This is a genomic window from Pseudomonas crudilactis, assembly GCF_013433315.1.
Lineage (GTDB): Bacteria > Pseudomonadota > Gammaproteobacteria > Pseudomonadales > Pseudomonadaceae > Aquipseudomonas > Aquipseudomonas crudilactis.
Window position 1 is genome coordinate 1 of record NZ_WXVV01000016.1, and the last position, 22,145, is coordinate 22,145.

General features: G+C 59.9%; 18 protein-coding genes. 6 read left to right on the forward strand and 12 right to left on the reverse strand.

Annotated features, from left to right (window positions below; genetic code table 11):
• Positions 1-145: 145 nt before the first annotated feature.
• Entirely contained in the window at positions 146-1,021 is an 876-nt protein-coding gene (locus GTU76_RS18045) for an AraC family transcriptional regulator (RefSeq protein WP_175555304.1), read from the reverse strand.
• Positions 1,022-1,160: 139 nt separating this feature from the next.
• On the opposite strand from GTU76_RS18045, the gene GTU76_RS18050 reads away from it, so the two are divergent.
• The gene (locus GTU76_RS18050) at positions 1,161-2,063 is read left to right on the forward strand and encodes a DMT family transporter (protein ID WP_016982845.1); all 903 of its coding nucleotides are present in this window, start codon (positions 1,161-1,163) and stop codon (positions 2,061-2,063) included.
• A gap of 19 nt (positions 2,064-2,082) precedes the next feature.
• Here GTU76_RS18050 and GTU76_RS18055 read toward each other — a convergent pair whose 3' ends face one another.
• The 4 genes from GTU76_RS18055 to GTU76_RS18070 all read right to left on the reverse strand — a co-directional run bounded on the left by GTU76_RS18055 (position 2,083) and on the right by GTU76_RS18070 (position 6,207).
• The gene (locus GTU76_RS18055) at positions 2,083-2,592 is read right to left on the reverse strand and encodes a DUF2165 family protein (protein ID WP_180699235.1); all 510 of its coding nucleotides are present in this window, start codon (positions 2,590-2,592) and stop codon (positions 2,083-2,085) included.
• A 148-nt stretch (positions 2,593-2,740) separates the two neighbouring features.
• Complete coding sequence (locus tag GTU76_RS18060) at positions 2,741-3,715, reverse strand: 2-hydroxyacid dehydrogenase (protein ID WP_180699236.1); 975 nt, start codon at positions 3,713-3,715, stop codon at positions 2,741-2,743.
• A 768-nt stretch (positions 3,716-4,483) separates the two neighbouring features.
• Positions 4,484-4,858 (reverse strand): DUF6124 family protein, encoded by a 375-nt coding sequence (locus tag GTU76_RS18065; RefSeq protein ID WP_093436220.1) that lies wholly within the window; start codon positions 4,856-4,858, stop codon positions 4,484-4,486.
• A gap of 380 nt (positions 4,859-5,238) precedes the next feature.
• Positions 5,239-6,207, reverse strand: a complete 969-nt coding sequence (locus GTU76_RS18070; RefSeq protein WP_007914118.1) for a LysR family transcriptional regulator — start codon at positions 6,205-6,207, stop codon at positions 5,239-5,241.
• A gap of 280 nt (positions 6,208-6,487) precedes the next feature.
• Between GTU76_RS18070 and GTU76_RS18075 the strand changes: the two genes are divergently transcribed.
• From GTU76_RS18075 to GTU76_RS18090, 4 genes are all read left to right on the forward strand, one after another.
• Positions 6,488-7,987: an efflux transporter outer membrane subunit gene (locus tag GTU76_RS18075; RefSeq protein WP_180699237.1), complete on the forward strand. Its 1,500-nt coding sequence runs from the start codon at positions 6,488-6,490 to the stop codon at positions 7,985-7,987.
• Between the two features lie 137 nt (positions 7,988-8,124).
• On the forward strand, positions 8,125-10,317 hold the full coding sequence (locus GTU76_RS18080) for an FUSC family protein (protein WP_180699238.1): 2,193 nt from the start codon (positions 8,125-8,127) through the stop codon (positions 10,315-10,317).
• Positions 10,307-10,507, forward strand: coding sequence for a DUF1656 domain-containing protein (locus GTU76_RS18085; protein WP_007914106.1), 201 nt, complete (start codon positions 10,307-10,309; stop codon positions 10,505-10,507). Before GTU76_RS18080 ends, GTU76_RS18085 begins: the two co-directional genes overlap by 11 nt.
• Positions 10,508-10,517: 10 nt before the next feature.
• Positions 10,518-11,384: an efflux RND transporter periplasmic adaptor subunit gene (locus GTU76_RS18090; RefSeq protein WP_016985195.1), complete on the forward strand. Its 867-nt coding sequence runs from the start codon at positions 10,518-10,520 to the stop codon at positions 11,382-11,384.
• Between the two features lie 98 nt (positions 11,385-11,482).
• Here GTU76_RS18090 and GTU76_RS18095 read toward each other — a convergent pair whose 3' ends face one another.
• The 3 genes from GTU76_RS18095 to GTU76_RS18105 all read right to left on the reverse strand — a co-directional run bounded on the left by GTU76_RS18095 (position 11,483) and on the right by GTU76_RS18105 (position 14,042).
• Positions 11,483-12,478: an SEL1-like repeat protein gene (locus GTU76_RS18095; RefSeq protein WP_016985194.1), complete on the reverse strand. Its 996-nt coding sequence runs from the start codon at positions 12,476-12,478 to the stop codon at positions 11,483-11,485.
• 237 nt (positions 12,479-12,715) lie between these two features.
• Positions 12,716-13,540, reverse strand: coding sequence for an SDR family oxidoreductase (locus GTU76_RS18100; protein WP_016985193.1), 825 nt, complete (start codon positions 13,538-13,540; stop codon positions 12,716-12,718).
• 37 nt (positions 13,541-13,577) lie between these two features.
• On the reverse strand, positions 13,578-14,042 hold the full coding sequence (locus tag GTU76_RS18105; protein ID WP_180699239.1) for a multidrug transporter: 465 nt from the start codon (positions 14,040-14,042) through the stop codon (positions 13,578-13,580).
• Between the two features lie 181 nt (positions 14,043-14,223).
• Here GTU76_RS18105 and GTU76_RS18110 point away from each other — a divergent pair, with 181 nt between their 5' ends.
• The gene (locus tag GTU76_RS18110; protein WP_180699240.1) at positions 14,224-16,977 is read left to right on the forward strand and encodes an RHS repeat domain-containing protein; all 2,754 of its coding nucleotides are present in this window, start codon (positions 14,224-14,226) and stop codon (positions 16,975-16,977) included.
• Between the two features lie 78 nt (positions 16,978-17,055).
• Here GTU76_RS18110 and GTU76_RS18115 read toward each other — a convergent pair whose 3' ends face one another.
• The 4 genes from GTU76_RS18115 to GTU76_RS18130 all read right to left on the reverse strand — a co-directional run bounded on the left by GTU76_RS18115 (position 17,056) and on the right by GTU76_RS18130 (position 22,144).
• Complete coding sequence (locus GTU76_RS18115; RefSeq protein WP_016985190.1) at positions 17,056-18,507, reverse strand: mannose-1-phosphate guanylyltransferase/mannose-6-phosphate isomerase; 1,452 nt, start codon at positions 18,505-18,507, stop codon at positions 17,056-17,058.
• A 214-nt stretch (positions 18,508-18,721) separates the two neighbouring features.
• Positions 18,722-19,378, reverse strand: a complete 657-nt coding sequence (locus GTU76_RS18120) for an alginate O-acetyltransferase AlgF (RefSeq protein ID WP_007914291.1) — start codon at positions 19,376-19,378, stop codon at positions 18,722-18,724.
• A gap of 14 nt (positions 19,379-19,392) precedes the next feature.
• On the reverse strand, positions 19,393-20,568 hold the full coding sequence (locus tag GTU76_RS18125; protein ID WP_180699241.1) for an alginate O-acetyltransferase: 1,176 nt from the start codon (positions 20,566-20,568) through the stop codon (positions 19,393-19,395).
• A 10-nt stretch (positions 20,569-20,578) separates the two neighbouring features.
• Complete coding sequence (locus GTU76_RS18130) at positions 20,579-22,144, reverse strand: MBOAT family O-acyltransferase (protein WP_016985188.1); 1,566 nt, start codon at positions 22,142-22,144, stop codon at positions 20,579-20,581.
• Position 22,145 lies beyond the last annotated feature (1 nt).

Here is a 22,145-nt window from a genome sequence, read left to right on the forward strand (position 1 = left end):
ATCAGGCTGCACAGTCACAATGGCTACCGAACTCCGGTGGACATGGAGGCCCTGGCGGCATGAAAAAGGGTAAAACCCTATAACCGTGTCCAGTATCGTTTGACCAGATCACTCCGGGAGAGGGCTGGGGTGAGGGGAAAAGGGCTCAACGCAAAAACGCCTGCCGATACTCACCAGGCGTCCCACCCAAAACCTGCTTGAACCGATTAGTGAAATGACTCGCGCTGGCAAATCCGCACGCCAGCGCAATCTCGCCCAGCGGCAACGCCGTCCCGCGCAACAACTCCCGCGCCCGGCTCAAGCGCCGCGCCAGCACATACTGATGCGGCGGCAGGCCGAAACTCGTGCGAAACATCCGCGCAAAGTGGTATTCCGACAGGGCACACATCCCGGCCAGTTGTCCCAGGCTAATCGGCTCGGCCAACTGGCTGTCGATAAACTCCACCAACTGCCGACGCTGGTGTGGCGCCAGTCCGCCCTTCAAACGCGAACCCTGACGTGCGCCGACCTGACTGAGCAAAGTGTGGCTGATCAATTCATGGGCGAGGCTGCTGGTCAGCAAACGTTCGGCGGGCTCGTCCCAATTCAGCGTCAGCAACTGCCTAAAGCGCTGCGCCTGCTGCGGATCGTCGAGAAAGGTCTGCTCGCGCAACTGCATCTCTCGCGGTTCGCGATCAAGCAAGGTGACGCAACCGAGGGCGAATTGTTCAGCGCTGAAATACAGATGCGCCAAGCGAATATCGCCATTGATCACCCAGCCTGATTCGTGATCGGCCGGCAGGATGCACAGCTTGTCCGGCCCGCCCTTGTGGCCCGGTTGCCCGCGACGAAACGTGCCAGTGCCACCGGCAATGTAGCAAGACAGCGTGTGGTGACTCGGCGCTGCGTACTCCTGGGCATCGTGGTGATTGGTCCACAAAGCAGCAGACAAGCCGTCACCGAGCTCGGCGCTGTGCACCAGGCGTGCATTCGGCGAGCTGTTCAACGCTTGAAAGACTTGCAGGGTATCGATGGCGGCCATGAGCGGTTCTCTTCAACGCCTTGCATCCTACTCCGTAGGCGCCGCGCTGCCAGCCTGCTGCCCGACAAAAGCGCAAGAATCTGCAAGCGCTCAAGGCGCGCGCGGGCAGACACTCAAGGCCTATCGAGGAGTGTTTGCCATGAACCTGTCGTTGTATTTACTGACCGTGCTGATCTGGGGCACCACGTGGATTGCTCTGAAATGGCAACTGGGCGTGGTGGCGATTCCGGCGTCGATCGTCTATCGCTTCGGTCTCGCCGCGCTGGTGTTGTTTGCGCTGTTGCTGCTCAGTCGTCGCCTGCAACCGATGAACCGCCGTGGGCATCTGATCTGCGTGGCGCAGGGGTTGTGTCTGTTCTGCGTCAACTTCATGTGCTTCCTGACCGCCAGTCAGTGGATCCCCAGTGGTCTGGTCGCGGTGGTGTTTTCTACCGCAACCTTGTGGAACGCGCTGAATGCGCGAGTGTTCTTTGGCCAGCGCATCGCGCGCAATGTGCTGATGGGCGGTGCGCTGGGGCTGTTTGGTCTGGGAATGCTGTTCTGGCCGGAACTGGCCGGGCATCAGGCCAGCCCGCAGACCTTGCTCGGCCTCGGCTTGGCCTTGTGCGGCACCTTGTGTTTCTCGGCGGGCAACATGCTCTCGAGCCTGCAGCAGAAGGCCGGTCTCAAGCCGCTGACCACCAACGCCTGGGGCATGGCCTATGGCGCGGCGATGCTGTCGGTGTGGTGCTTGGTCAAGGGCATTCCATTCGGCATGGATTGGAGCCCGCGTTATGTCGGTGCGTTGCTGTATTTGGTGATCCCCGGTTCGGTCATTGGCTTCACCGCATATCTGACGCTGGTCGGGCGCATGGGCCCGGAGCGTGCGGCTTACTGCACCGTGCTGTTCCCGGTGGTGGCGCTGAACGTCTCGGCGTTTGCCGAAGGTTATCAATGGACGGCACCGGCTCTGGTCGGGCTGGTGTTAGTGATGCTGGGTAACGTGCTGGTGTTTCGTAAACCGAAAGCAGTTGCGGCGCCGGTGCAGGGAAAGTTGGCTTGAAATGAACGAGCGCTGAACGTCAGCGCTCGACCTTCAAGGTGATGTAAATCATTACCGGGAATATGAAGTCAACGATATGCCGTGCCCAGTCCTTGGCATTCCAGGATTGCGAAGTGTCCATGTCAAACCATTCCACTCCAACTGTTTGCAGGCACACGTAATAAATGAAAATGGCCGCCAGTATGCCCATGATCGAGAACTTTTTCGCCTCGTGGAATACTTCTGCGGGGGCGTTGATGTTGCGATACAGCTGATAGGTGCCAATCAGGCACAACACTGTATACGTGACCTCCAGGGTGATGATGAACCAGTAGATCCGGTGGTGAATCATCGGTGATTCAATGGCTCGGTACTTGATGGTTTCACAGGCAGTGGTGGTGTCCATGCTCAGAATATGCGCCACGTAAGTGTAGTTTGAGTTGTAGTCGGTAAAGTTGTGGATCATCACCAGCAGGCCAAAGAAACTGATGTAAGCCATCAAAATAACTTTGCTGTAACGGATAAGTTTGTCAGTGGTCAGGGCGTTCAAGGTTTTTGCTCTCCATAGCGTTTGTCGATAATTCGATGGCCAGGCAGAGCTTATAATGCTGTTGTTTAATTTTGTTTGTTGTTCGATTTCAAGTTGTGTATTGGCGTAACTAACGGGCCAGTGCAGTGGTGCACTTGCCCGTATTCTTTTATCGGCGCCAGACTTGCGGGTTGACCAGATCCTGCGGACGTTCGCCGAGCAGGGCGCTGCGCAGATTGGCCAGTGCACGATTGGCCATGGCTTCGCGGGTTTCATTCGTCGCCGAGCCGATGTGCGGCAGGGTCACGGCGTTACTCAACTGGAACAGCGGCGATTCGGCCAGCGGTTCTTTTTCGTAAACGTCGAGGCCGGCACCACGAATGCGCTTGGTTTGCAGGGCTTCGATCAGGGCCGGTTCATCGACCACCGGGCCACGTGAGATGTTCACCAAAATGGCGTCGGGTTTCATCAGGGCCAGTTCGCGATGGCTGATCAGGTGGCGGGTCTTGTCGCTGAGCGGCACCACCAGGCAGACGAAATCGGCTTCGGCGAGCAGTTGATCGAGGCTGCGAAATTGCGCGCCGAGTTCCTGTTCCAGTTCGGTCTTGCGACTGTTGCCGCTGTAGATGATTGGCATGTTGAAGCCGAAGCGGCCACGGCGGGCGACGGCCGCGCCGATGTTACCCATGCCGACGATGCCGAGGGTTTTGCCGTGGACGTCGCAGCCGAACAGCGGGGCGCCGACGCTGGCTTGCCATTGGCCGGCCTTGGTCCAGGCGTCGAGTTCGGCGACGCGGCGGGCGCTGCTCATGATCAGGGCGAAGGCGAGGTCGGCGGTGCTTTCTGTGAGCACATCCGGTGTGTTGGTGAGCATGATCCCGCGTTCATTGAAGTAGTCGAGGTCGTAGTTGTCGTAGCCGACGGAGACGCTGGAGACTACTTCGAGTTTTGTCGCGGTTTCGAGTTGGGCCTGGCCGAGTTTGCGGCCGACGCCGATGAGGCCGTGGGCGTGGGGCAGGGCTTCGTTGAATTGGGCGTTGATGTCGCCGGCTTTTGGGTTGGGGACGATGACGTCGAATTCTTGTTGCAGGCGTTCGATCATGGGCGGGGTGATGCGGCTGAAGGCCAGGACAGTTTTTTTCATCGTTTTTGGCTCTTGTTCGGGCTTGATACCAAGCACGCTAACATTTCTGGCTTGGGGTTGTCTTGGCGGCCTCTGGGCCGACCATGTTCTTGGGGTTTTGGGTGTATATCCGTTGCTGCGGGTGTTGCTGATTAGGGTTCCGCCCTTACGGCGGGTCACTTTTTCCAGACGCCGAAAAAGTAACCAAAAAGGCTTGCTCCTACGTGCGGCCCGCTCGCTCGGGCTCGGGGTTCCTTCGCTCCGGGATCGATCCGGGCGCAGCGCCTACGGTTTGCTTCGCTGCACCTCCTCTCGCTGTGTTTGGCTGCGCCAAACGGTCGCTGCGCTCCCACGCCCGGATCAATCCCTCCACTCAGCCTTCCGACGTCGCCCGTGGATCAAGATCAAGAGCAGGCGAGCTGACACTCGGCCTATTGAGTGGTGAAAAGCGTGGGGTGTTCGGCGTTTGATTTGTGTTCAACGCGGTATCGCACGTCGGCGTAACTCGTCCAAACACCTCGGTCAGTCCCCTCTCCCTCCGGGAGAGGGCTAGGGTGAGGGGCTTTTGATCTGATTCAGAATCTGAGGGTCGACTCGGTATCGCACGTCGGCGTAGCTCGCCCAAACACCTCGATCAGTGCCCTCTCCCTCCGGGAGAGGGCTAGGGTGAGGGGCTTTTGATCTGTTTCAGAATCTGAGGGTCGACTCGGTATCGCACGTGGGCGTAGTTCACCCAAACACCTCGGTCAGTCCCCTCTCCCTCCGGGAGAGGGTTAGGGTGAGGGGCTTTTAGCTGTGTGCCGGGGATTGGGAGATTTCGTGATTATCCAGCACGCGGTTCACCGCCAGTTCGGCGAGCATGATGATCTGCTGAATCGCCAGGATCGTCCGTCGTTGCGGCAGGTCGATGTAGGCGGCGATGTCGCTGGTCATCAGGCTGGCTTGTGCCAGTGATTCGCAGGCGTGGACCAGCAGGCTTTCACTGTCCTGTTCCGGGGCGACCTGGAACATGGTGCTGGGTTTGTGGAAGCGCAGGGTGAGGGCGTTGGGTTTGAGGTAGTGGTCGAGGGCGCGTTCGGCGGCTTCGTGGAATTTCTTCGAACCGGGGAATTCGTAGGGGGTGGTGTCGTCGGTTTCAGGTGGATTAGGCGTTGGTTTGAACATTGTGAAACTCCATTCGGGATGTGGAGTTCGTCACGTACTGCGACCAAGCAGTAGGGTGGCGAACTGTACGCGGGTTGGTCGACCAGGGAATGGAAACCCGGCAGGGCCAAAGCCCTCCCTCGCACAGTTCGCCATTAGGCAAGCTGAAAAGTGCGCCATTCTAAACCCGGACGACCAAGTCCGGTTGCTGATTCGTCAGCGACACCCAAATCCTAGCCACCGCACTTCCGACGGACAACCGTCAAAACCTGTCGGAAACATCCGCGAAATCACTGCTCTGTAGGAGCTGCCGTAGGCTGCGATCTGTTGATTTTTAAACATCAAGATCAAAAGATCGCAGCCTGCGGCAGCTCCTACAGAAGACGCATTGTGTTTAAAAATCAGTTGGCGACACGCGCGCCGGCGAGGCTGCCGCTGAGTTCGTAGGCGGCCAATTCGGCTTGATGCGCCGCGAGAATTTCCGGCAACGAGCCGCGCAAATACTCAACCCACGTCTTGATCTTCGCATCCAGATATTGCCGCGACGGGTAGATCGCATACAGGTTCAGCTCTTGCGAGCGGTAGTTCGGCATCACTCGCACCAGTGTGCCGTTACGCAAACCTTCAATCGCCGCATACACCGGCAACACGCCAACGCCCATGCCGCTGGTGATCGCGGTTTTCATCGCGTCGGCGGAGTTCACCAGAAACGGCGAACTGTTGATGGTGACCATTTCCTGGCCTTCCGGGCCGTCGAAGGCCCATTTCTCCAAGGGGATCACCGGGCTGACCAGGCGCAGGCAAGCGTGGTTGAGCAGGTCGCTGGGCTTTTGCGCGGCACCGTTGGCTTTCACGTAGGCCGGTGAGGCGCAGACGATGCTGTAGGTGATGCCCAGCCGTTGCGAGACGAAACCCGAGTCCGGCAATTCGCTGGCGAGCACGATGGACACGTCGTAGCCCTCGTCGAGCAGGTCTGGCACGCGGTTGGCCAGGGTCAGGTCGAAGGTCACGTCGGGGTGCGTTTTGCGGTAGCGGGCGATGGCGTCGATGACGAAGTGCTGGCCGATGCCGGTCATGGTGTGCACTTTCAATTGCCCGGCCGGGCGCGCGTGGGCGTCGCTGGCTTCGGCTTCGGCCTCTTCGACGTAGGCCAGAATCTGTTCGCAGCGCAGCAGGTAGCGTTTGCCCGCTTCGGTGAGGGCAATGCGCCGCGTGGTGCGGTTGAGCAAGCGGGTTTGCAGGTGGGCTTCCAGGTTGGAGACCGCGCGCGAGACGTTGGCGGTGGTGGTGTCGAGTTGCACGGCGGCGGCGGTGAAGCTGCCGGCTTCGGCCACGCAACTGAAGGCGCGCATGTTTTGCAAAGTGTCCATGGGGTGCTCTCAAGGGAGATGGCAAATTGTGACACGAAGTTTCAGGGGCGAGACCCCCGACCAAGGGATTATCTCGTTAACCGTAACAAAGATTCACAGAAATCCCAGCTTATCGCCGTTCAGAGCGCCCCCTAGAATTGCGCCGATCCAATGCAGGCGCTGCCACAGGCTGCGATTTTTCGATTTTGTTTTAAGGGAATCAAGATCAACAGATCGCAGCCTGCGGCAGCTCCTACAGAAAACAAGCCCCGCCTTATCCTCTTTTCAGGAATTCGCAGCTGTGCCGCGTCGCATCAACAGAGCGCTTTTGCCGCTCAGTGTTCTGGCTTTTACCCTGGGTCTTGGCGGCTGCATCTCAACGGACGGAATCGCCCCGCAAGGCAAGGCGTTGGAAGCCAATTCACTGGCCACCGACGACGCCATCGCCCACGCCGCCCGTGACGCTAACTGGCCCACCGCGCAATGGTGGCAAGCCTACGGCGACCCGCAACTCAATCGCTGGATCGACCTCGCCGTGCAGGGCAGCCCGAGCATGGCCATGGCCGCTGCGCGAGTACGTCAAGCCAGAGCCATGGCCGGTGTCACCGAGGCGGCTGAGTCGTTGCAGATCAATGGCGAGTCGACACTCAAGCGGCACAACTGGCCGACCGATCAGTTCTACGGCCCCGGCGAGCTGGCCAACACCACCACTTGGGATAACAACGCGGCGCTGGGTTTCAGCTACGCGCTCGACCTCTGGGGCCGTGAAAGCAATGCCAGCGAGCGGGCGGTGGATCTGGCGCACATGAGCGCCGCCGAGGCGCGATTGGCGCAGCTGGAATTGCAGAACAACATCGTCCGCGCCTACATCGAACTGTCGCTGCATTACGCGCAACGCGACATCGTCGCGGCGACGCTCAAACAGCAGCAACAGATTCTCGACCTGGCGCAGAAGCGCTTGAACGGCGGGATCGGCACGCACTTCGAAGTCAGCCAAGCCGAAACGCCACTGCCGGAAACCCATCGTCAGCTCGATGCACTGGATGAAGAAATCGCCCTGAGTCGCAACCAGATCGCCGCGCTCGCCGGCAAAGGTCCGGGGGCGGGCGCACAGTTGCAGCGCCCGACATTGTCCCTCGGTGCTGCGCTGAAACTGCCATCGGCATTGCCCGCCGAGATGCTCGGCCAGCGGCCCGATGTGGTCGCCAGTCGCTGGCAAGTGGCGGCGCAGGCGCGCGGGATTGATGTCGCGCATGCCGGTTTTTATCCCAACGTCGATCTGGTCGGCAGCCTCGGTTACATGGCCACCGGCGGTGGCGCGCTGGAGTTTTTGACCGGCAAGAAACTCAACTACAACGTCGGCCCGGCGATCTCATTGCCAATCTTCGACGGTGGCCGATTGCGTGCCGAATTGGGCGAAGCTTCTGCCGGTTACGACATCGCCGTGGCGCATTACAACCAGACGCTGGTGAATGCGCTGAAGAACATTTCCGATCAGTTGATCCGCCGCGAGTCGATGGACAAGCAACAAGGCTTCGCCGCCGAGTCGGTGGCCACGGCGCAGAAGACCTACGACATCGCGATGATCGCTTATCAGCGCGGCCTCACCGATTACCTCAACGTGCTCAATGCGCAGACGTTGCTGTTCAAGCAGCAGCAGGTGCAGCAGCAGGTGCAGGCGGCACGGTTGAGTGCGCATGCCGAGTTGGTGACGGCGCTGGGTGGTGGACTGGGGGCTGGCAACGACGTACCGACTGCCGAGAAAACCAAGGCCCCGAAAACCCCGGTTCTCCTGCGTTGAACACACAACTTGTGGGAGCGAGCTTGCTCGCGAAGAGGGCGTGTCAGCCAGCACATTGGTTGACTGACTCACCGCATTCGCGAGCAAGCTCGCTCCCACAGGGGCCCGGTCCGTCCCGACTTTTCTGAGCAGAATTCATGACTCCTTTGCCCGCACCAATACGCTGGCTCTACGCCCTGGAATGGCGCCGTGGGTTTTTCGACTGGGCGCGCAGCGATGGCGTGACCTGGGTCTACATCTTCAAGGTGTTGATCGCCGCATTCCTCACCCTGTGGCTGGCCATGCGTCTGGAATTGCCGCAACCGCGCACGGCAATGATCACCGTGTTCATCGTCATGCAGCCGCAGAGCGGCCAGGTGTTCGCGAAGAGTTTCTATCGCTTCCTCGGCACATTGGCCGGGTCGGCGATGATGGTCACGCTGATTGCGTTATTTGCGCAGAACACTGAGCTGTTCCTCGGCTCGTTGGCGATCTGGGTCGGCATCTGCTCGGCCGGTGCCGCACGTTGCCGTAACTTTCGCGCTTACGGTTTTGTCCTCGCCGGCTATACCGCCGCGATGGTCGGGCTGCCGGCGCTGGCGCACCCGGACGGCGCTTTCATGGCGGCCGTTTGGCGGGTGCTGGAGATCTCGCTGGGGATTCTTTGCTCGACCCTGATCAGCGCCGCGATCCTGCCGCAAACCGCCAGCGCCGCGATGCGCAACGCCTTGTATCAGCGCTTCGGCGTGTTCGCGCTGTTCGTCACCGATGGCCTGCGCGGGCGCAGCAAAGCCGAGTCTTTCGAGGCCAGTAACGTACGCTTCATCGCTGAAGCCGTGGGCCTTGAAGGCTTGCGCAGCGTGACCGTGTTCGAAGACCCGCACATGCGTCGGCGCAACGGCCGATTGAGTCGTTTGAACAGCGAATTCATGGGCATCACCACGCGCTTCAACGCCCTGCATCAATTGCTCGAACGCCTGCGCGGCAACGGCGAAGAACACGTTGTCGCCGCGATCAGGCCGGGCCTGCAGGATCTCGCCGAGGTGCTCGATGGCTTCAGCGGCCGCGCCCTGACCAGCCCCGATGCCGCCCGTTTGGCGACCGTGCTGGCGAGCTACAAGGAAGGCCTGCCGGCACGGGTTCGAAGCTTGCGCGCGATCTTTCAGGACACTGATCCGAGCGACGCCGAGCAACTGGATTTCCACACTGCGTACGAACTGCTGTATCGCTTCGTCGATGATCTGCACAGTTATGCCCAGACTCACGCTTCGCTCGCCGATCACCGCCACGAGCGCGAGCGCTGGGATGAGCCGTTCACCCCGCAAACCAACTGGTGGGCGGCAGCGGCATCGGGCATTCGCGCCTCGTTCATTCTGGTTGTGCTGGGCAGTTACTGGGTCGCCACCGCATGGCCAAGTGGCGCGACGATGACGTTGATTGCGGCCGCCACCGTGGGCCTCTCCGCCGCCACGCCAAACCCGAAACGCATGGCCTTTCAGATGGCTTGCGGTACCTTCCTCGGTGCCCTGATCGGCTTCGTCGAGATGTTTTTCATCTTCCCGTGGATCGATGGTTTCCCGCTGCTGTGCGTGATGCTCGCGCCGGTGATCGTGCTCGGTTCGTTCCTCACCTCGCGCCCGCAATACGCCGGTGTCGGCCTCGGTTTGCTGATCTTCTTCAGCACCGGTTCGGTGCCGGACAACCTCACGATCTACAACCCCTACACCTTTATCAATGACTACATCGCCATGGTCATGGGCATGTTGGTCTGTGCCGCTGCCGGAGCAATTATTCTGCCGCCGAACAGCCGCTGGTTGTGGAAACGTCTGGAGCAGGATCTGCGCGGGCAGGTGGTCTACGCGATCAGCGGCAAACTGAAAGGCCTGGCGTCGAGCTTCGAGAGCCGTACCCGCGATCTGCTGCATCAGGCTTACGGTTTGGCGGCTGGGGAGCCGAAGGTGCAAAAGAATCTGCTGCGCTGGATGTTTGTGGTGCTGGAAGTCGGCCACGCGATCATCGAGTTGCGCAAGGAGCAGGCGATTTTGCCGGTGCACCCGGCTTATGCCGAATCGCAGCCATGGCGCCAGGCGATTCGCGTGATGGGTCGGGCGCTGGTGCGCCTGTTCTTGCAGCCGAACTCGAGCAATCTCGAACGCGCGCTGGTGGCGGTCGATCATGCGATCAGTCGCGTGGCGGCGACCGATGAACCGTTCGCGCCGCATTTCGATACCTCCGCGTTGCGCCGGGTGAAAAGCTATCTGCACTTCATCCGCACCTCGCTGCTCGACCCGCAATCACCGCTTGCTGCCTACGCCATCGCCAAGCCCGAAGGACTTGCCCATGCCTCGTGAAATCGCCTTCCACGGCGTGTACATGCCGACCATGACCCTGATGTTTTTCATTGCTGCGGCGCTGGCCTGGGCGGTGGATCGATTCCTGTCCGGGTTTGATCTGTACCGCTTTTTCTGGCACCCGGCGCTGCTGCGTCTGAGTCTGTTTACCTGTCTGTTCGGCGCCATGGCGCTGACTGTCTACCGTTGAGAACGTCACGATGAAAAAGTTTTTCAGCCTGCTCGCGACCCTGTTGGTGCTGGCCCTGGCGCTGTGGATCGGCCGCACGCTGTGGGAGCACTACATGAACACGCCGTGGACCCGCGACGGTCGCGTGCGTGCCGACATCATCAATGTCGCCGCCGACGTTACCGGTGAAGTGATCGACGTGCCGGTGCGCGACAACCAACTGGTGAAGAAGGGTGATCTGCTCATGCAGATCGACCCTGAGCATTACCGCATCGCAGTGAAACAGGCGCAGTCGCTGGTTGCCTCGCGCAAGTCGACCTGGGAGATGCGCAAGGTCAACGCCCACCGTCGCGCCGATCTCGACAACCTGGTGATCTCCAAGGAAAACCGCGACGACGCCAGCAACATCGCCGACGCCGCACTCGCCGATTACCAACACGCTCAGGCGCAACTGGAAGCCGCCGAACTCAACCTCAAACGCACCGAAGTGCGCGCGGCGGTCGACGGTTACGTGACCAACCTCAACGTGCATCGCGGTGACTACGCGCGCATCGGCGAGGCGAAAATGGCCGTGGTCGACATGAACTCGTTCTGGGTTTACGGCTTCTTCGAAGAGACCAAACTGCCCCACGTGAAAGTCGGTGATAAAGCCGACATGCAATTGATGAGCGGCGAAGTGCTCAAGGGGCATGTGGAAAGCATTTCTCGCGGCATCTACGACCGCGACAACCCGGAAAGCCGTGAGCTGATCGCCGATGTGAACCCGACGTTCAACTGGGTGCGTTTGGCGCAACGGGTGCCGGTGCGGATTCACATTGATGAAGTGCCGGAGGGTGTTCTGTTGGCGGCTGGGATTACTTGTACGGTGGTAGTCAAGCAGAGCGCTGTGGATAGCTGATGGACCGAGTCGTCTGCATCGCGAGCAGGCTCACTCCTACAGTGGCTCTGTGTCACGCAGAAGATCCACTTTAGGAGCGAGCCTGCTCGCGATCGGGGTTATCGGTAGAACGTTTTGACCACCCGCAGTCCGGACTCGATGGTCTCATCGACGGTTAACCGTTTGTCTTCAATGAGGGTGACAATCCGCTGGTCATTGGCAATGTTTGCGTCAGGTTTTTTCAACTGAGCGGCGCGATTGATCACGATGTAAATCAATACATGATCACGGTTCCTGATGAATGGCAGGTCCATGGCATCGCCGATCGACTGACTCATGTAGGCATAACGCTCGGCGGACGTCAGACCCTTGAAGGTATCCGGATAATCCTGATAGATCTGGGCGGAGTAGCGGGCGACGTCCTCTGCCCGTTCTTCGGCGTCCAAGGCAGCCTTGCTGGCGACCTGGGGGACGAGCTCGTTGTAGCGTTTGTCGGCCTCGGCAATTTGCGCCGCAGACATCCGGGTTTTGAGTGTGGCACCGATGCGGGCGTCCTCTGCGTCGGTGAGGAATTTGCTCCACGCGTATGCTTCGGCCAGATTGCCCTGTTCTTCGTACTGCTTGATCAGTTGCTTCCGGGCATCGGGATAACCGTGTTGCGAGGAGCGCAGCAGCCAACGCATGGCAAGTGCGGCATCTTTCTTCGCCCCGAGAGTGCCGGAACTGTACATATCGTACATGCCGTACTCCGCGCACCAGTCATTTTGCTTTGCCGCATAAGCTGTGTAGTTGAAGACCTGGTCTTTGTTTTTGCTCAGGTCGCCGGACTGCATCACCATTCTGGACAGGTAGCAAAACGCCCGAGGGTGTTTCGGCGCTGCCATGACCAGGCAAGTTTGAGCGACATCGCGTGATCCGTCTTCGAACATCAGCAAACCTGTGCCAAACAAAATGTCGCTGTCCATCTGCGGATTGCAGTATTCGTTTGCGGTGACGGCTGGCAAGAGCGCTTGCGCGGTCAATTTCGGCAGGGTGTCGTTGAGGGGCACTTCTTGAGTCGAACAGCCTGCCAGCCATGCGAGCAATGCCACAGGCAATACGTTGAGAACTTTCAAAAGTTGGTCCTGATCTGAAGTGAAGCGAACGCAGGGCGGCGTCAGGCAGGCAAACAAAGCAGCGACGTTTCCGCAAAGAAAGGCCGGGGGAGGGGGATATCAGTGTTCAGCAATTCCCTTGCTTCGGTGCGTGCGCCAGCGATTCCATACGCTATCCGGTTCACTTGAAGCATTGGCTGCTTCAAGTGCGGCGCATTCTACTTTGATCGGTCGATTTGGCAATTTCATCCAGATAAATCAGAGCCGCCCGCGCAAACCGAAGCGCTTCATTAACGTCGACTCCAGCAACCCCTTGGGCAACAACGCCGCCAGCAACGGCAACGCGCGGCTGCCGTTGCCGATGCGGATCAAGCGTGGCGGTTTGTTCTGCTGCACAGCCTTCAACAGTTCAGCAGCAAACTCACTGGCCGGCGTCGGCTTGTCCTGCGACGCCTTGGCCCGCGCGCGAATACCCTCACGCAGCGGAAACCACGGCGATTGTTCATTGATCAATTGCTCGGCTTCATGCCCGGCGTTCTTGGCAAAACTCGACTGGATCGCCCCCGGCTGCACTTCCATCACGCGAATACCGAACGGTGCCAGCTCCATGCGCAAGGCATCGCTCAACGCATGCACCGCCGCTTTCGATGCGCAATAGGCACCGGCGAACGGCGTGACCAGAACCCCTGAAACACTGCCGATATTCACCACCAGACCCTTGGCCCGGCGCAGCACCGGGAACAGCGCGCGCGTGACCCCGACAATCGAAAACACATTGGTCTCGAACTGGCGTTGCATCGCCGGCACGCCGCCGTCGAGCAGAGGCCCCATGGCGCCATACCCTGCATTGTTGATGAGAACATCGAGGCCGCCGTGTTGCTGGTTGATCCGTTCGCCAAGCTGCTCCAGCGCCACATTGTCATTGACGTCGAGTTGCACGGCGGTGAACCCGGCTGATGCCAGCAACGCCACGTCTTCAGCCTTGCGCGCACTGGCCCAGACTTCGAAACCGGCGGCTTTGAACGCATCGGCGAGGGCGCGGCCGATGCCGCTGGAACAACCGGTAATCAACGCAACGGGCATGGCGCATTCCTTGTGCAAAAGAGTGGGGAAGGGAGGATCAGTCGGAGAAACTACCCTGCAGTCGCTCGGCGCGAAACTCCAGGGTTTGCGGGCGATAACCGGGGCGCAGCGGCGGCATCGGCAGGCAGTCTTCCCAGTCGCCGCCGGCCTGCAGTTCGCCGGGGCCGCGATAGCGTGGCGCGGTGTATTGGTTGTCGGCCAGATTCACCGTGTCACCCGGTGCATAGGCTGCAATGCGCCAGCGCAGTTCGGTCAGGGGCACGTCGTTGCCGTTTTTCATTTTCAGTTGCAGCGGACGATCGGCCGGGCATTGTTCGGGAGCGTAGGCGATACGCATCTCAAGGCGCGCCAGTTGCTTGATCTCGCGGTTGTCCAGCCAGACCACCCACATGGCCACCAGACCCAGCCCGATAGCCGCGGCCACCGACACCGGCACAGCCTTGGCCGGGTAGCGCAGCAGCAGGACAAGCCAGGTGATGATCAGCAAGACGCCGATGAACATGTTGGAACACTCCTTGAGTTCGTGAGCACCATCCTACCGAAGGGCGACAGGAATGGACATTCACCCAGCAAAGCTTCCTACCGTTGGTCGCTACTGTAATTTCTGACAGTAGCGTCCTTTGCGTTCGGCTGTTCAGATGACCACAGACAGACAGGATGCTGTCGTCGTGCGGAGCAGACCTATGAGCATGCACAGCAGAACACCGCGACTTTCGGCGAGCGACCCGCGAGGGCTGTCTGTGCGTGCGGTCGATTATTGGCGTGACGAGGAGGGCAGTCCTGCACAACCCCGCATCAACCGCACAGGCTTTGATGCTGCCGGGCGTGCGGTCGAACAATGGGATCCGCGCTTGTGGTTGCTGCAGATGACCGATCCGCTGGCGACAGCCAACCTGACGCTGGTTCACACATTGAGGGGGCAGGTAGTGCGTTCGGACAGCGTCGATGCCGGTACGCAGGTCGCGTTGCATGGCCTGGGCAATGAAGCGCTGCTGGATTGGGACAGTCGGGCCAGCCTGCGCGAAGTCGAACATGACCTGCTGTTACGCCCGGTCGCGATTTTCGAAGCGGGCGCAGAAGAACCGCGACGCTGCGCCGAGCGTTTTGTCTTTGGTCAGCCTGGCGTCGGTGATCCGACGCAAAACCAGTGCGGTCAGTTGATTCGCCACGATGATCCACTGGGCAGCCTGTTGTTCGACGCCTATGCACTGGGTGGCCAATGTCTGCAGACCACCCGGCATTTCACGCTGGATCCGGTCAACCCGGATTGGCCGGAGCCGATCGATCAGCGCCAGCAACTGCTGGAGCCCGGTGAAGGCGCGACGACTGACTGGCGTTTCGGGGCGCTCGGCCATGTCCTCGAGCAGGGGGATGCGTGTGGCAATCGCCAGGGCTTCGAGCTGACCCTCGCTGGCCAACTGCGGGCCATTCACCTGCAATTGAAGAACCAGACCGGATCAACAACGCCGGTCCGCGATATCCACTACAACGCTGACGGGCAGGTCGTCCAGGAAATGGCCGGCAACGCTGTGCTGACCACCCTGAGCTATCGGCCCGAGGACGGTCGCCTGCTGGAACGTCGCGCCAGCAAAGCCACGGGTGAGGTCGTGCAACATTGGGTCTACGACTATGACCCAATGGGCAACGTGCTGAGCGTCGAGGACAAAGCGCTGCCGGTGCGCTACTTCGCCAATCAGCGCATCGAGCCGATCAGTCGTTTCTGTTATGACAGCCTCTACCAGATCAGTGCGGCCAGCGGATGGGAAGCAGGCGCAGCCAATGCCGGGCCGACGGCAATCGCCAATTACACGCAACACTATTGTTATGACGCTGGCGGCAACTTGCTCAAATTGACCCACGTGGGCGCACAAAATCATGGCCATCAACTGCAGGCGGCACGTTACAGCAACCGCTGCTTGCCGTGGCGCAATGGCGTGCCGCCGGATGAGGCGGAGATCGCGGCGGCGTTCGATGCCCGGGGCAATTTACGCTTGCTCGATCAAGGACGTTTGTTGCGCTGGAATGTGCGCAATCAGTTGGACTCGGTGGCAATGGTGCAACGCGAAAGCGCGGCGGACGATCGCGAAGTCTATCGGTATGACGGCAATGGACAGCGTGGACGCAAGATCCGTTGGCTGCAGACCAATGCGCGTAGTGTCGTTGCGGATGTGCGTTATCTGCCCGCACTGGAGGTGCGCACGGACAGCGGTAGTGGCGAAGTGTTGCACATCATCACGGTGCAGACCGGGCTGAACAGGGTGCGGGTCCTGCACTGGGACACTGCGCGACCTTCGGGCATCAATGACCACTGTCGCTACGATTTCGGCGATCACATGGGATCAATGGGGCTGGAGCTGGACGACGGTGCAGCCATTGTCAGCCGCGAACATTTCTATCCCTTCGGCGCCACGGCGTGGAGTGAAGAGGCGCAGGTCAGTTACCGAACGGTTCGTTATTGCGCCAAGGAACGCGATGCGACCGGACTTTATTACTACGGATACCGTTACTACCTGTCCTGGCTGCAGCGCTGGTTGAATCCGGACCCGGCGGGCGCAATTGATGGGCACAACCGGTATCGAGCCATGCGCAATAGCCCGGTGACTTACCGGGACAGCGATGGGCGTGATCCGGACAAAGTAGAAAAGAAATCTACCGATCGGGTCTATCACGATATGAGCGAGAAAAAACTGGTGCACGCGGTGCAGGCTGCCGGCATGCAACCGGTGCGCAATTATTTTGCCGGTAATACCAACCCTGAAGTGCAGAATTACCGACGGGAAATTCCCGTGGAACTGGCCAAGCTTGGAGCCACCAGCGATTCGCTGCTCAACACCCACCAGGCTCACGTAAGGGCCGCCGTGAAAACCCAGACTTCACCGCCGTCGGGGCCGGTGATGTATCACGGCGGTGAGATGATTTCGGCCGGCATAAGTACGGTGTTCGGCGAAAAATTCGCAAGTCGGGTCATGGGCCCGATGTCGGACGCTTTCAACAGTCCTGTCGAAGACCCACAAGTACTGGCCGCCAGACGGGGAGCCGTGGCCGCGACCATTAATGTCGGCGGGCAATTATTGATGCACTCGGCAAATCCCGGGCTTCAGTTGGTCGGGGCGGCGTCTGTTGCGGTCAGTAAAGTCATGGTGAGTTCAGAGGCGCAAACGCGCGTTCAGTACAAGCAGTTGAGTGCGCCTGCCAATGTGCCGATGTCTGCGACAGTCGATGTACCAAGAGCCTCCTTTCAGACGCTCCAGCAATCATTTGCTACACCGCAGCGAGCGATGCTCCCGCAACAATCGGCAGGGCTGAGTTCATTCGTCCAGCAGGCGTTTAATGCCGGCTTTGTGCAGTCACCACCGGACGTTGTACAGGCGGTCGATTACCGGGACAGCAAAGATGAAGAAGTCAGGCGTCCTCGCAGGGGATCGAACTACGCCTAGGCGAAAAAAAGCCCCCGCCCAACCCACTGCGGATAGGGGACGCAGCGGGCTGGACGGGGGCTTCTTATTGCAGATCGATCACTGCGCGATGGTCTTCACCGACACGCCGCGTTCGATCGGGGTGGAGCGGCCGTAGATATCTTCGAAGCGTTCGATATCGTCTTCACCCAGGTACGAACCCGACTGCACTTCGATGATTTCCAGCGGGATCTTGCCCGGGTTGCGCAGGCGGTGCACCGAAGCGATCGGGATGTAGGTCGACTGGTTTTCGCAGAGCAGGAACACGTTTTCATCGCAGGTCACTTCGGCAGTACCGCTGACCACGATCCAGTGTTCGGCGCGGTGGTGGTGCATCTGCAGCGACAGGCACGCGCCCGGTTTTACCGAGATGTGCTTGACCTGGAAACGCCCGCCCATGTCCACCGAGTCGTACGAACCCCACGGACGGTAAACCTCGCAGTGGTTCTGGGTTTCGCTGCGGCCCTGCTCGTTGAGCGTGTTGACCATTTGCTTGACGCCCTGAACCTTGTCTTTGTGGGCGATCATCATGGCGTCTTTGGTTTCGACCACGACGATGTTTTCCAGACCGATCACCGACACCAGTTTGCCGTTGCCGTGGATCATGCAGTTCTTGCTGTCCTGAATCACCACATCGCCCTTGGTGACGTTGCCGTTGGCGTCTTTCTCGTTGACTTCCCACAGCGACGACCAGCAACCGACGTCGCTCCAGCCAGCGGTCAGCGGCACGACGCAGGCACGCTGGGTTTTTTCCATGACGGAATAGTCGATGGAGTTGTCCGGGCAGCAGGCGAAGGTGGCTTCGTCGAAGGTGATGGTGTCGGCGTCCTGCTGGCTGCGTTCGAGGGTCAGCAGGCAGGTGTCGTAGATGTCTGGATCGTGCTTTTTCAGTTCTTCGAGGAAGCGGCTGGCGCGGAACAGGAACATGCCGCTGTTCCAGTAGTAACCGCCGGACTCGACGTACTCGGTGGCACGTTTGACGTCAGGTTTTTCGACGAAGTGCGACACGCGGCTGACGCCTTCGGGCAGCAGCGAGTCGCCAGTGGATTTGATGTAGCCGTAACCGGTTTCCGGTTTGGTCGCCGGCACGCCGAACAGGACCATTTCGCCGTTTTCGGCAGCGACGGTGGCCAGAGCCAATGCGCGTTGCAGGGCTTTCTGGTCTTCCAGCACGTGGTCGGCCGGCAGCACCAGCATCAACTCGTCACGGCCTTCATTGACCAGCATCATCGCCGTCAGCGCCACGGCCGGCGCGGTGTTGCGGCCGAACGGTTCCATGAGGATGCGCTGGCATTCCAGATTGCGATTGGCCAACTGCTCGTTGACGATAAAGCGGTGATCCTTGTTGCAGACCACGATCGGGGTGTCCATGCCTTCAAACACCAGGCGTTCGAGGGTCTGCTGGAACAAGGTGTGTTCGCCGGTCAGGGCGAGGAATTGCTTAGGGAACTGCTTACGCGAAAGCGGCCAGAGACGCGAACCGCTACCACCTGACAAGATCACCGGAATCATATTGTTTACTCCATAAAATCGATTGGTTAGAGGCACGAACGCTGTGTCGTTTCACTCTTGTTTTTGTTTCGTACCCGAACTGACAACCCTATTCATTGTGGGAGCGAGCTTGCTCGCGAAGGCGGCGTATCAGTCGACACATCTGTTGAATGTCAGACCGCTTTCGCGAGCAAGCTCGCTCCCACAGGGGATATGCGTCAGTCAGGAAAAAGGGTTAGCGAGTCGATACCGGGCGTTTCACCCAGACTGGCGACAGGCTGCTGCCGCTGCCGGTGACGTACAGCACTGCGGCTTCACCGCGTTCCAGGGCGACCGGTTTTACGTCGCCGACTTTCTTGTCACCTTCGTACAGCGCCAGGCTGACTTTCACCGGGTTGATTTCACGTTCGCCACGGCCCTTGGCGGCCACGTTCGGCACCACGTCGGTTTTGCCGTCAGCAGTCTTCAGGGTCAGCGGTTTGTCGCTGAGGTTCTGCACGCGCACCAGGGATTTCTGCTTGTTCTTGAACGGCGGCTCTTCGATCAGTTGCGGCGCGCCGGACGCGTTGTTGACCAGGGTGTAGTAGTGGTCACCGGCGAGTTTCACCGGCAGAGTCTGGCTGCCGACCTTGGCGCTGTAATCGCCGCCCGGCATGAAGCTGAAGTCGCTGCTGGCCAGTGGCGCAACGTCGCTCAGGTTGGTGCTGCCGACAGTCGCGCTGACTTCTGCGTTGCTGGCGTTGTAGACACGCACAAAGGTCGAGCCTTTCGGTGCGGTCGGGCCGTAGAGCGCGGCGTCGCCACCGGCGAAGGCAGGCACGGAAAGCACGCTGAGGCCAGCAACCAGAGCGAAGCTTTTAGCGAGACGACGAGGAGTAGTAGTGAAAGTCATGGTGTACCTCTCTTTCAGTTTTGCGCCCGATCGGGCGTCTCGGATTTAGTGTTGATGGCTACGTTTTGTTGGCGCGCGCCGGCTTGTTTAAGCTCTGCGACCCACTGTGGGTCGGCGTCGCCGATTTCGTTGTTCACAGGCAGATATCGTTCAGGAAACTCCCAGATCAGCACCTGTGGCGGGCTGTTCTTGAAGTCATCGCTTTTCAGGTAACTGAGCATCGGCAGGATCGGCCCGTGGCCGTCTTCGGCGTAGCTCACCACGTCGCTGTGCAGCGCTTGTTTCAGTGCACCGACGAAGTTCCAGTTCGGGTTGGCGCTGTAGCTGGTGCCAACCAGTGCCACCGGCACTTCATTGCTGGCGAACAGCGCGTCGTCACCGGCAGGCTGATCGCCAGCCGCGACGGTGTTGCGCTTTTGCAGCGGCTCTTGCGCCGGCATCAGGTTTTCAAACAGCGGATCGAGCGGGAGGAACAAGCGCAGGTCGCCCTTGTGCGTGACCTTCTCCGCCGGGGTGGTGACGAAACGCTGCGGCTCGCCGCTGAGCGGGAACTTGTCGGCGATGGTTTTTGCCAGGGTGTTCGCGGCGATCTCGGCGCCTTCCGGGGTCCAGTGCGTGTCGGTGCGCAGGAACACTTGCTGACCGTTCTGCTTGGCCTGTTGCAATGGCTTGAGCAGGTCAGGGGCGAGGATCTTGTCGGCGGCTACACGAGCATGGAAATCCTGATAGAGGTTTTCGTGGATGCTCGCCGGTTTCACTTCACCCAGATGCTCCGGGTACAGACGAACCTTGGCCGGTACGATCGCCATCACCAGTTTCACGCCTTTCTCTTTCAGGGTCTGGCGCACGCCTTCAACCAGTGCGTAGTTGCCTTGCAGGTTCAGCTCTTCGTTGACGATCGGGTTGAATTCCTCATCGCTGTACAACCACTGATCGCGACCGAGCACCACGCCCGGACGACCCTCGTTGAACAGTTTGAAGTCCAGCGCGGCCCAGAGATTGGTGCCCAGACGCTTGATCGGGAATTCATCGTCGTAGTGGGTTTCCACAGCCTTGGTCCAGCGGCCGTTGAGCACCGTCGCGTCGGCATTGGTGCTGAAGCCGAAGAAACTGCGAACCGACCACAGACCCAAGACCAACAGGGTCACCAGGAACAGGGCGATGTAGAAGATGCGTAATGAGCGGGTCATGTCAGATCCCTCAGAACTGGAAGTAAAGGAACGGCGAGAAGCTTTGCGCCGAGAGTTTGAGAATCGAGGCGATGAACAGCAGCAGGATCAAGCCGCGCATCACGTAGCGCGACCAGTCCGCGCTCCAGTAGGCCGGTTGCACCTGGGCTTCGACGCCGACGGTGTAGCCAGGCTCGTGGATGCTCGCCGGGTTTTCGCCAGGTGCTGCTTTGATCATTCCCGGGGTCGCGGTGGCAGGGCCGTTGGCCTCGACGTTGACTTCAGGTTTGCTCTTGGCCGGTGGCTGGTTGGTGTACAGATCACGCAGACCGAAGAAGGCCAGCGTCACGTACGCCACAACAAGGGTCGCCACTTGCAGACCGGTGAGACTGGCCTGGTTGAGTTCCGACAGCGACCAGTCGCCAAAGCTGAACATCGCGCCGTACATACGACCGGCAACGTGCAGGTTCTCGGCGCGGAAGATCACCCAGCCCATCACCACCAGCAGGAAGGTCAGCGCCCAGCGGATCGGGTTGAGGCTGCGTGGCGAGGTGTTCAGGCCCAGCGCTTTTTCAATCGCCAGCCACATGCCGTGCCAGGCGCCCCAGACGATGTAGGTGATGTTCGCGCCGTGCCACAGACCACCGAGGAGCATGGTCAGGAACAGGTTGCGATAAGTCATCAGCGTGCCTTTGCGGTTACCGCCGAGGGTGATGTAGAGGTAGTCACGCAGCCAGGTCGACAGGCTGATGTGCCAGCGACGCCAGAACTCGGTGATCGACTGGCTGATGTACGGCTGTTTGAAGTTTTCCATGAAGCGGAAACCCATCATCAAGCCCAGACCGATGGCCATGTCGCTGTAACCGGAGAAGTCGAAATACAGCTGCGCGGTGTACGCCAGCGCGCCGAGCCAGGCATCACCGGTAGTCGGGTTTTGCAGGGCGAAGCAATGGTCAGCGACCACCGCGAGGGTGTCAGCGATAAAGACTTTCTTGATGAAACCCTGCATGAACCGCGTGCAGCCCTCGGAGAATTTATCGAGGGTGTGCGTGCGGTTGTTGAACTGATCGGCGAGGTCGCGGAAACGCAGAACCGGGCCGGCAATCAAGTGCGGGAAGATCGCCACGAATGCCGCAAAGTCGATCAGGTTGCGCGTGGCCGGGGTGTCGCCGCGATACACGTCGATGATGTAGCTGATCGACTCGAAGATGTAGAACGAGATACCGATCGGCAGCAGCACGTGGGTGAGGATGAACGGCTCAAGACCGACTGAGGTCATCATCGCGTTGATGCTGTCGACGCCGAAGTTGGCGTACTTGAAGTAGCCGAGGATGCACAGGTCGACTGCGACACCGAGCAGCAGCCAGCGCTGCGCCGGTTTGGTTCGCACGCCAGCGGCACCGACTTTGAGGCCGATCCAGTAGTTCCACAGCGTGACGGCGGCGAACAGCGCGAGGAAGTCCACACGCCACCAGGCGTAGAACACGTAGCTGGCGATCAGCAGCAGCAGGTTGCGATAGCGTTGCCCGCTCAAGTAGTACAAGCCGAGAAAGATCGGCAAGAACAGAAACAGGAACACGTTGGATGAAAATACCATC

Coding starts and splice junctions, on each gene's coding strand:
- GTU76_RS18070 (WP_007914118.1), bottom strand. CDS start 6,207: ATGGACACTTTGCAAAACATGCGCGCCTTCAGTTGCGTGGCCGAAGCC.
- GTU76_RS18120 (WP_007914291.1), bottom strand. CDS start 19,378: ATGACTTTCACTACTACTCCTCGTCGTCTCGCTAAAAGCTTCGCTCTG.
- GTU76_RS18105 (WP_180699239.1), bottom strand. CDS start 14,042: ATGTTCATCGGCGTCTTGCTGATCATCACCTGGCTTGTCCTGCTGCTG.
- GTU76_RS18085 (WP_007914106.1), top strand. CDS start 10,307: ATGCCTCGTGAAATCGCCTTCCACGGCGTGTACATGCCGACCATGACC.
- GTU76_RS18065 (WP_093436220.1), bottom strand. CDS start 4,858: ATGTTCAAACCAACGCCTAATCCACCTGAAACCGACGACACCACCCCC.
- GTU76_RS18115 (WP_016985190.1), bottom strand. CDS start 18,507: ATGATTCCGGTGATCTTGTCAGGTGGTAGCGGTTCGCGTCTCTGGCCG.
- GTU76_RS18080 (WP_180699238.1), top strand. CDS start 8,125: ATGACTCCTTTGCCCGCACCAATACGCTGGCTCTACGCCCTGGAATGG.
- GTU76_RS18130 (WP_016985188.1), bottom strand. CDS start 22,144: ATGGTATTTTCATCCAACGTGTTCCTGTTTCTGTTCTTGCCGATCTTT.
- GTU76_RS18090 (WP_016985195.1), top strand. CDS start 10,518: ATGAAAAAGTTTTTCAGCCTGCTCGCGACCCTGTTGGTGCTGGCCCTG.
- GTU76_RS18110 (WP_180699240.1), top strand. CDS start 14,224: ATGAGCATGCACAGCAGAACACCGCGACTTTCGGCGAGCGACCCGCGA.
- GTU76_RS18125 (WP_180699241.1), bottom strand. CDS start 20,568: ATGACCCGCTCATTACGCATCTTCTACATCGCCCTGTTCCTGGTGACC.
- GTU76_RS18060 (WP_180699236.1), bottom strand. CDS start 3,715: ATGAAAAAAACTGTCCTGGCCTTCAGCCGCATCACCCCGCCCATGATC.
- GTU76_RS18100 (WP_016985193.1), bottom strand. CDS start 13,540: ATGCCCGTTGCGTTGATTACCGGTTGTTCCAGCGGCATCGGCCGCGCC.
- GTU76_RS18045 (WP_175555304.1), bottom strand. CDS start 1,021: ATGGCCGCCATCGATACCCTGCAAGTCTTTCAAGCGTTGAACAGCTCG.
- GTU76_RS18050 (WP_016982845.1), top strand. CDS start 1,161: ATGAACCTGTCGTTGTATTTACTGACCGTGCTGATCTGGGGCACCACG.